Source organism: Flavonifractor plautii ATCC 29863 (genome assembly GCF_000239295.1).
Taxonomy (GTDB): domain Bacteria; phylum Bacillota; class Clostridia; order Oscillospirales; family Oscillospiraceae; genus Flavonifractor; species Flavonifractor plautii.
This window is the reverse complement of record NZ_JH417662.1, coordinates 1-2439: the sequence shown is the minus strand read 5'-3', so window position 1 is coordinate 2439 and position 2439 is coordinate 1. Positions and strand designations below refer to the sequence as shown.

Annotated in this window: 1 protein-coding gene; it reads right to left on the bottom strand. The window is 45.1% G+C overall.

All coding sequences use genetic code 11. The features are described 5' to 3' along the window. Window positions 1–119 precede the first annotated feature (119 nt). The gene (locus HMPREF0372_RS03110; RefSeq protein ID WP_007488904.1) at window positions 120–1910 is read right to left on the bottom strand and encodes a reverse transcriptase domain-containing protein; all 1791 of its coding nucleotides are present in this window, start codon (window positions 1908–1910) and stop codon (window positions 120–122) included. Window positions 1911–2439: the final 529 nt, after the last annotated feature.

The window sequence follows — 2439 nt, the reverse complement described above, 5'->3', positions numbered from 1 at the left end:
TCGTAGGGTAGGGTAAAGGCGCCTTGCCACCGCTGGCGGTAGGTTTCCTACACCCTCCCTCGGAACCGGACTTACTCCTCTCGAAGTATCCGGCTCCCCATTAGTAATTGACGTATTGATTAGTGTCTGTGTATTCTTTCATGGCACTTGCTGCAAACAACAAGCGTTTTTCGCCGCTTCTTTTTCATCACGGTTTCCCAATCAGAATTGCCCAACTCGTTTAAGTTCCGTATAACGTGAACCTCATACAAATCGGCTTCTTTACACCCACATAGTTCACAAACTCTGGCATTGAGCCGTTGTCTGATAGTGGTTTTCCAGCTAAATTTCTTTCTCTGATAAATGATGTCACTCGCTTCGCCACGCTTACAGTCTGCGATTTTAACAGGGCGAACACGTTTTGTTCCTGCTTTAGTTTCATAAGGAACAGACCATGTTTTACCGTCTTTATACTGGCGAATGATTTTGCGGATACTGGTTTTATGCTTGTTGGCAATCGTCTTTAAGCAACTGTACTCCATGAGATAGCAGAAGTAGTCCAGCGTGTGATAATCACAAGCCAGATTGTAATAGTTGCATAATCCTCTTGCTTCGGCATTGTACTGTTCCACAATCTCATAATCCGCAAGGTTGAGAAGTCCGGCTCGGTGTATCGGCTGAAACTCCCCGTTTTCCTTTTGGCGAATGGCTTTCTTTGCAAACATGAATTTCTCAATCTTTTCCGTATGGGGAACAGACAGGGCAACTTTCATGTGCAGGGTACGGGATTTTCTCCACGTTCCATTTTTCATTCTGTGACCTTTGACTTCCTGATTTCTGCGGACGCAAATATCATAGCCAATGAAACGGACTTTTTCGGAGCTGTGCGTTATCAGCGTCTTTTCCTCGCTTAGAGTTAATTTCAACTCTGTGCTTAGAAATTCAGCGATTTCGGCTTTCAAATCCTCACATTCCGCTTTTGTGCCGCACACGCCTGCCAGCCAATCGTCCGCATAACGGACAAAAGTGAACTTCTTGTTGTCGGCAGGTTTGCAGGGCAGATTTCTCATAGCTTTCTTCTGTGCCCTATGCTGGTCAATCAGTTCTTGTCTTGCCGCTTCATCAGCGGTATGGTCAATCCAATAAGACAGTCTTTTTAATTCTTTGCTTGCCGCATGATATTCCGGTGTCTGATATGCAGACCTCGGCTTATCAAAGCGTTCTGCGATTTCCCGAAACTTCTTGTCCAGCTCATTCAGATAGATATTTGCAAGTATCGGAGAACAGATACCACCCTGCGGGGAACCGCTGTAAGTGGCGTTGTATTTCCAATTCTCAATATACCCAGCTTTCAAAAACTGGCGAATGATGTTCAGAAAACGACTGTCCTTGATTTTCCTGCTCAAAATCTCAATCAATTTTTCGTGATTGATGTTATCAAAACAACCTTGTATATCGCCCTCGATAAACCAGACCACGCCTGTGAAGTCAGAAGAAATCTGACGGAGTGCGGTATGACAGCTTTTGCCCGGTCTGAAACCGTGGGAGTGGCTGTCAAAGACAGGTTCATAGATAGCTTCTAAAATCATTCTGACAACTTCTTGCAGGAGCTTGTCACGGAAAGACGGGATACCCAGCGGACGGAGCTTTCCGTTTTTCTTTGGAATATACTCACGCCTTACAGGATTAGCCTTATAGGTTCCGTCCTTTAGTGACTGGATTAACTCTTTTACATAGAAGTCACTGAAACCGTCTGCGGTATCGTCGTCGATACCCTGTGTTGTTGCACCTTTGTTTGCATAAAGTTTCTGATAGGCGGCGTAGTAAATATCTTCACGAAGTAAGTATCTGTAAAGTCTTGTGAATACGCCGTCTTTGTGTTCGCTGGAACACTTTTCAATACGCTCTAAAATTTCAGATGTTGGTTTCATTGAGGTTTCTCCTCCCTTTCATTCTTACATTTTAGATGTTACTAACTGGCTCCCTTCGCCATGTAAGGGTCATTATCCCTCTCGGACTACTATGGAGCCTCCGTTACCATATCCGGCAAATGAGCCGGACTTAGGCAATCCCCAGTTAGCACTGTGCATAGGTTAGTGAAGATTGTCGGATATGCTTTCGGTTCGTTGTGACGTGTTCACACGCCTGTTTCATAACGTGTTGGCAGTTGTCCCGTCGTGAAAGATGACGTGACAGCGTTATGACATGGGTTTCAGGACTTTTCCCACACCTGCAAAAAACAGGAACTGGAACCTTACATTTGATAAACCCAATCTTATCCTCATATCTTCTTAACATTAGGAAACAGTCGCACCTAAGTCCTTTGGTGACTATTCCTTTTTCTGCCATGCGCTGTTCCCGTAAAGGATTTCTCCTTAGTCGGTAAGGCAGATTGTTTCGCACACTGCCGTGTGCGGCAGTACCTTAGACTGCTTTGCACAGCGCCCTATCTGGGCGCAC